The organism is endosymbiont GvMRE of Glomus versiforme, from assembly GCF_003546845.1.
Genome location: NZ_NWVA01000007.1, coordinates 45,561 through 52,176 on the forward strand (window position 1 = coordinate 45,561; position 6,616 = coordinate 52,176).

Consider the following 6,616-nt stretch of genomic DNA (forward strand, 5'->3'; position numbering starts at 1 on the left):
TTTTATAATGATTAGTTTCAAGCAAACTGCTGTAAAAATCGAATATCATTTAAATAAAAATTACGAATATTTTCAATTCCGTATTTAATCATTAGTAAACGCTCTAAACCAAAAGCAAAAGCAAAACCGGAATAGATTTTAGTGTCAAATCCACAGTTTTTTAAGACTTGGGGGTGAATTAAACCAGCCCCGGCAATTTCTACTCAGCCGCTCCTTTTACATATTTCACAACCTTTTTGTTGACATTGGAGACAGGCAGCATCAACTTCTACACTCGGTTCAGTAAAAGGAAAATAAGAAGGGCGGAAGCGAATAACTTGCTGTTCACCAAATAATTCTTTCATTAACAATTCCAAAGTTCCTTTTAAATTACTAAAAGAAATATCTTTTCCAGTAACAAAGCAATCTACTTGAGTAAATTGGTGTGTATGAGTAGCATCGTCATCGTCTCGTCGGTAAACTTTACCGGCACTAATAATTCTTAATTCTGTGTTAGGATTTTCAGAGAGTATTCGGCTTTGGACATTAGTAGTATGAGTGCGTAAAAGTAAACCATCAGACAAATAAAAAGTATCTTGCATATCACGAGCAGGATGACCAAAGGGCATATTTAGTTTAGTAAAATTATTTTCCTCGGTCTCAACTTCTGGACTTTCTACAATTTGGTAGCCAAGGCGTAAAAAAATGTCATAAATTCTTTGAATAAGTTGAGTTAGAGGATGAAGACAAGCAAAAGGCAATTTTTTTCCTTCTAAGGTAATATCAATTTTTTCATTTAGTAGTTGATGATTTAACTCTTTTTCGTTTAATCCTTGCTCTTTTTTTTCCGTAATAGTTAATAATTTGCTTCTCCATTCATTAATAAGTTTAATCTTTTCTTTTTTCTCTTTTTGGTCACTTAAATTAATTGTTTGGCTAAAAATTTGGGAAATTATGCCCCCTTTACCTAAGTATTCTTTTTTAATTTTTTGTAATTCTTCTTTGGTTTGGGCGGCGAAGATTTTTTGTTGAATAGTTGCACAAATTGAGTTAATTTTTTCAATTTCTGCATAGCGATAAAGACTTTCTTGTTTATCCAAATCTTTTTCTTTCATTTTTTAATTATTTATTTTTTACTTTTAGGCAATCAGTTATCAAAACTTTAACTGGACTCAAACGACCAAGAAAATTAACGTTAATTGTAATTAAATTTTTTTTTGTTTCAATATCGATAATTTCTCCCCGACAGCCTTCATAAACTCCTCGGACAACTTTTATTAAATCTCCGTATTTAAAATTGCCGGCTTCTTTTTCTTCTCCTTGACCTATTTCTCCTTTTTCGGCTTTTTGGAGTAAAGTTAAAAACTCAGCGGCTTTTTGAGGGGATAAAGGGTCAGGTAAGATTTGCACACCAGGAATGCTATAAATTAATTGAATTAATTCTTCATCCAAAACACAATGGCAAAAAATATATCCAGGAAGCAGGCTTTTTTCTTTTGTAGATTGGGGAATAAATCGCAAATCGGCAACCTTTTCTTGGCAATTAGTTTTTTCTAATTCATTTTTAATTTTAGCAATTACTTCTTTTTCTTTACCGCCACGCACTAATAATATGTGTCAAAAATAACTTAAATTCATCATAAATGGATAATGGCATTTTTTTCTTTCATAACCATAGAAGTATTTAATTACCATGGCTAAATTTCTATTTTGCCTATGTTTATTTTTTAGCGACCGCTGAATAAGTTGACTATATTACTCTATGAAACAATAATGTCAGTTTTGGCAAGAAACAAAAAAATTAAGATTAAAAGGATATTATTAATCTTTAAAAAAACATGCTAAAAAATATAAATAAGAAAAACAGGTTTAAATTCAATAAGTTTCTGCAAATTAGTAGAAAAAACTGTTGGACTTTTTAATGAGAAACTTTTCTGAAAAAACACGAAAGCAGACGCAACATATTTGTTTGTTGAAAACTTACAGACTTGTGAACCAAAATAACAAAAAAATTATGAGAAAATGTATTATGTGTCAGGGTATCCTTCAATATCCTTTCTTGGCTAATTACGAGCAAGGAAGGTTTGTTTGTACGGAATGCTTAAAAGAACGAAGAGAAGAAGTAATAAAAAGTGTTAATATTAATTGCTTATATTTCCATTTCAAAAATACTCCCAAAAAAATAAAAATTGTTTGCGATTGGGACGAAGTTATTCAGCCTTTGGAACCAAAAGCATATTACGAATTATCTGAATGAGAAGGAGCCTATTATTCTGCTCCCTGATGAATGCCAAATGGAACCAAATTTGAAGAGTGATTTAAAAACTTTTGACTTAATCCTCCTATTTATTATTCTGATTATGGCAGTCATTCTGTTTATTCAGAAAAAAGTATGATAAAGAGTTGTGTAATGGAAGAAAATAGTTTTGCTCTTGGTGCAAGAAATATTAAAGATAAAATTGATAAAATAAAAAATGAACCTGATTTTTATGAACACAGCCCTTTTCTCACTATTGCAAAAGAATTATTGATGCTAGTGAAAGAAGCCAAAATAGAAATTATTTTTCTCTCGGCCTATGACGAAAAAATTTTTAAAAATGGTGATCCACGAAAGAAAAAAATATTTTCTGAAACTTTTGGCAAATTTGCTAACTGTTCCTTAAATTTGATTGGTTTTGATAGTGAAAAAACTGGTAAAACTAAAAGCGAATGAATTAAAGAGAATGTACCTGACTGTAATGTAGTGATTGATGATAATCCTAACATTTTAACCAAAGTTTTAGAAGATAATCCACAGGTAAATGCCTTTGCTCCGTGATATCCTTCAATTAAGCATCATGAGAAAGTGTTGTTAATTAAAACTTCAATAAGCGTTTGAAAAAAGATGATTTTGAAAGTAAATTTAGATAATTTGCGAAGAAGATTTTTGATTATTAATATTATTTTTTTTCCTTTTTCAAAGAACAAAGCCAATAATTCCGCCAATGAAAAGTAAGGTAATAATAACCGAAACTACTATTCAACCAAAACTTCTTTTTGTTGTGCTTACAATATTCCATGCACTTTTACCAGTTATGTCGCCTTTATCAGCCCTTCACAGAATAAAATTTTCACCATCCGCTGGTCTATGTTCATCATATACTACATAATAATCAAACCAACGCTTTCCGACATTCTTTAATTCTACGATAATTTTATATTTTTTGCCGTCCTTTTCAAATTCTACTAATTTTGGTTCAGATTTGGCATCACCAGTTTGTCCTTTCTTGAAATAAACTTCAAAGGGAACATTTTTTTTTTTCTAAATTAATTATCTTTCCATCAACATCCTTAATTTTTACAAATATATCGCATTCTATTTTCTCTTTCATTATCAATACTTTTTAGCCTATACAATTAAAAATTAACAGAAGTTTTTTTTCTAAATCATTGTAGCACCCCAATGATTTTTGTTCACTAAATCTATATAATTATTTTACTAACCTATCAGCAAAAACTCTCCATAAAAAATCCAGTCAAAAAATCTAAAAAACTTACACAAAAAATTTACTGACCTATCAAAAAACCTCCCCTGAGACATATATCCCCCCGTCACCCACACCTCCCTCTCTCGTCCCTCTCTCGACGGTGTTTTCCCGTATCTCACGAGAAAAAACCCTACTCCTCTAAAAAGGAAATATGAACGAAAATAATCAACAAAATCCACTAGCCAATAGTGAAGAACACGAAAAATTAGTGCTAGGTTTAAAACAAGATATCCAAGATGCCTTAGCCGAAGCCAAAAAATGACAAGGTTCTTATATAAAAATAGAACAATCCCTAGCCGAAACGGAAAGGAAAAATAGAACCCTAGAAGAAGAAAAAGAAGCCTTAAAAAGAGAAAACTTACGGCAAAGAAAAATTGAACTCAACCAAAAAGAAACTAAAAACAAAAATGAGTTTTTAGAACATTTCCAAAGGCTCCAAACAGCCAAAATCCAAGGAGGTCTTAAATAATGGTGGACTTCAATCCCCTCTTGGAAAACCTTCAAGAACGAGTAGTCCAAGAAAAACCTTTGAAGTTAATCTATGCTGATAACACCTACTCCGTATTTAACAAAGGAACTACGGAATTCCACGGAGCCGAAGAGGAATTTATTGGAGACCAGCCCTTAGAAGGAGTAAAATGAAAGAAAACTCTTAAAAGTAGTGATGCTGAAAACTTGCCAGAAGTCTTCTCTTGTCGATTAAAAATCATTCACGACCACTTTTACTACACCATTTATAACAAAAAGGTCATGAAACGAGCCTTACAATCTCCGACTGAAATGGCAGCTCTGGTCGACCAATTAACGGACAGCATGACTACTAAGCCCAAGTTAGACTTGAATCGAGTTTTAACTAAAGTAATCTGCACCAAAGACAATTACAATAATGCTGCTTGGGAAACCGTCACTGCCGAGGAAGCCAAAATTGACAGCCTAGATAAAGCCATAGCCATTTTAAGGAAAATCAAAGCAGCAGCCAACGGGATGGTGGAACCTTCGGACAAGTATAATAGAGGATATCAAAAACCAAATAGCCACGACTGAAACAAAGTAGTTACTAATAGTGAAAGCCGAAAGAATTTAGTTTTAACTATTGACCCGGATTTCCTTGATGACTTAGAAATCTACTTTCTAGCTGATGTGGCTCGTGACTCTAACCTTAACCCCTACAAACTTTTCAAAGAAGTAATTGTAAAGAAACTCACCAATAATGCCTTGGCTACGCTCCATGACGAAAAAAGTGTAGTTTACCGGATAATTAATGAAGATGGAATTACTCACGAACAAGTCTTTGGTTCAGGCAACAGTAAATTTGGCTATCATATGACCGTGATTGGAGGCATGATACCTTTCACCAACAGTTGAGCCCTAGCCAGAGCATAGGAGGTATATGTATGTTAATATTGAGAGGAGAAATCAGCAAAAGTCGGGAACAAACCAAAAACCAACAAACCCAAACCGACTTAAATAAAATTCTTAAAAAATGAAAGTTCGGAGGTCAACCTTTTAAAAACACCGAGGACTTTCTCACCAAAATGGGTGGCTGAGTAGATAAACAAATTGATAAAGACAAAGAACTAAACGACTTTTTAAAACTTTTTGACCTAGAAAACCTCAACCAAATTAAAGGAATAGAATTGAAAGGAGAAGGAGAATAAGATGAATTACCAAGCCCGATTATTACGACAAATGTGAAGCAATGACATTGCCAAAAAAACTAATCAATGAACCCAAGAAAGGAACATTCTTGAAAATGACCTCACCACTCTCCAAAACTCCGTAGATGTGGTCATAGTGGAAAACTTATCTAAAGAAAACAAAGAAAAAGACCGACAAATTAAAGCCCTCACTCTCCTCGCCATCCAAAGAAAAGAACAGTTAGAACAAGAAAANGCTGATGTGGCTCGTGACTCTAACCTTAACCCCTACAAACTTTTCAAAGAAGTAATTGTAAAGAAACTCACCAATAATGCCTTGGCTACGCTCCATGACGAAAAAAGTGTAGTTTACCGGATAATTAATGAAGATGGAATTACTCACGAACAAGTCTTTGGTTCAGGCAACAGTAAATTTGGCTATCATATGACCGTGATTGGAGGCATGATACCTTTCACCAACAGTTGAGCCCTAGCCAGAGCATAGGAGGTATATGTATGTTAATATTGAGAGGAGAAATCAGCAAAAGTCGGGAACAAACCAAAAACCAACAAACCCAAACCGACTTAAATAAAATTCTTAAAAAATGAAAGTTCGGAGGTCAACCTTTTAAAAACACCGAGGACTTTCTCACCAAAATGGGTGGCTGAGTAGATAAACAAATTGATAAAGACAAAGAACTAAACGACTTTTTAAAACTTTTTGACCTAGAAAACCTCAACCAAATTAAAGGAATAGAATTGAAAGGAGAAGGAGAATAATATGAATTACCGAGAACAATTATTACGACAGCAACACAAAAATCACTTGGCTAGTCTAAACCAAAAATGACAACAGGAACGGAATATCTTACAAAACGATATCACCACTCTCCAAAATAGCACTGATGTAATCATTGTGGAGAATTTGGATAAAGAGAATAAGGAACTCAAAAAAACCATCCAAGCTCTCACCCTCTTAGCCCAAAACAGAAAAGAACAGTTAGAACAAGAAAAACAAGCCCTAATCACCCTAGCCCAAAAGAAAATCACCAACCAAAAGCAAGCCCAAGAACTCCTAAAAGAACTCCAAGAAAAGTGAACTAATGAAAAACAAGAATGAACCAACCAAGAAAAAGAACTCCAAGAGCAACTCACCCAAACCCAAGCTGAAAATAAACATCAATTCTCCCGTATCAAAGAAGAAATGAAAAAAGTTCAGAACTTGACTGAGCAAATTACCCACTACCAAAAACTTTTTGAAAAAGAACAGCAAGCCAACAACCAACACTGAAAAGATAAAGGAGAATTACAGCAACAGTTAGAGAAAGAGAAAGAAAGCCGTAATAAAGAAATAACCAACCTCAACCAACAACTCACTCAAAGTCAAGAAAGAGAAACTAACTTAAACCAAATCTCAGAACAAAAGGAAATCAGAATTACCCAACTCAACCAAGGATTAAAGAACTTAGAAAA

The 6,616-nt window shown here is 33.3% G+C and carries 9 protein-coding genes; 6 read left to right on the forward strand and 3 right to left on the reverse strand.

Features of this window, described 5'->3' with window-relative positions; translation table 4 throughout:
* Positions 1-11: 11 nt before the first annotated feature.
* Both pheS and nusG read right to left on the reverse strand, forming a co-directional pair.
* On the reverse strand, positions 12-1,094 hold the full coding sequence (gene pheS / locus GvMRE_RS10335) for a phenylalanine--tRNA ligase subunit alpha (RefSeq protein WP_147411119.1): 1,083 nt from the start codon (positions 1,092-1,094) through the stop codon (positions 12-14).
* A gap of 7 nt (positions 1,095-1,101) precedes the next feature.
* Positions 1,102-1,674, reverse strand: a complete 573-nt coding sequence (gene nusG / locus GvMRE_RS10340) for a transcription termination/antitermination protein NusG (protein ID WP_147411121.1) — start codon at positions 1,672-1,674, stop codon at positions 1,102-1,104.
* Positions 1,675-1,969: 295 nt separating this feature from the next.
* Here nusG and GvMRE_RS10345 point away from each other — a divergent pair, with 295 nt between their 5' ends.
* The gene (locus GvMRE_RS10345; RefSeq protein WP_147411123.1) at positions 1,970-2,974 is read left to right on the forward strand and encodes a hypothetical protein; all 1,005 of its coding nucleotides are present in this window, start codon (positions 1,970-1,972) and stop codon (positions 2,972-2,974) included.
* Between the two features lie 199 nt (positions 2,975-3,173).
* Here GvMRE_RS10345 and GvMRE_RS13900 read toward each other — a convergent pair whose 3' ends face one another.
* On the reverse strand, positions 3,174-3,350 hold the full coding sequence (locus tag GvMRE_RS13900) for a hypothetical protein (protein ID WP_172575370.1): 177 nt from the start codon (positions 3,348-3,350) through the stop codon (positions 3,174-3,176).
* Positions 3,351-3,657: 307 nt separating this feature from the next.
* Between GvMRE_RS13900 and GvMRE_RS10350 the strand changes: the two genes are divergently transcribed.
* From GvMRE_RS10350 to GvMRE_RS10375, 5 genes are all read left to right on the forward strand, one after another.
* On the forward strand, positions 3,658-3,975 hold the full coding sequence (locus GvMRE_RS10350) for a hypothetical protein (protein ID WP_147409388.1): 318 nt from the start codon (positions 3,658-3,660) through the stop codon (positions 3,973-3,975).
* The gene (locus tag GvMRE_RS10355) at positions 3,975-4,889 is read left to right on the forward strand and encodes a phage major capsid protein (RefSeq protein ID WP_147409191.1); all 915 of its coding nucleotides are present in this window, start codon (positions 3,975-3,977) and stop codon (positions 4,887-4,889) included. Before GvMRE_RS10350 ends, GvMRE_RS10355 begins: the two co-directional genes overlap by 1 nt.
* Before the next feature lie 11 nt (positions 4,890-4,900).
* Complete coding sequence (locus GvMRE_RS10360; RefSeq protein ID WP_147409193.1) at positions 4,901-5,164, forward strand: hypothetical protein; 264 nt, start codon at positions 4,901-4,903, stop codon at positions 5,162-5,164.
* A gap of 495 nt (positions 5,165-5,659) precedes the next feature.
* Complete coding sequence (locus GvMRE_RS10370; RefSeq protein WP_147409193.1) at positions 5,660-5,923, forward strand: hypothetical protein; 264 nt, start codon at positions 5,660-5,662, stop codon at positions 5,921-5,923.
* A gap of 1 nt (position 5,924) precedes the next feature.
* The coding region (locus GvMRE_RS10375; protein WP_147411127.1) for a coiled-coil domain-containing protein at positions 5,925-6,616 on the forward strand (692 nt) is incomplete at its 3' end.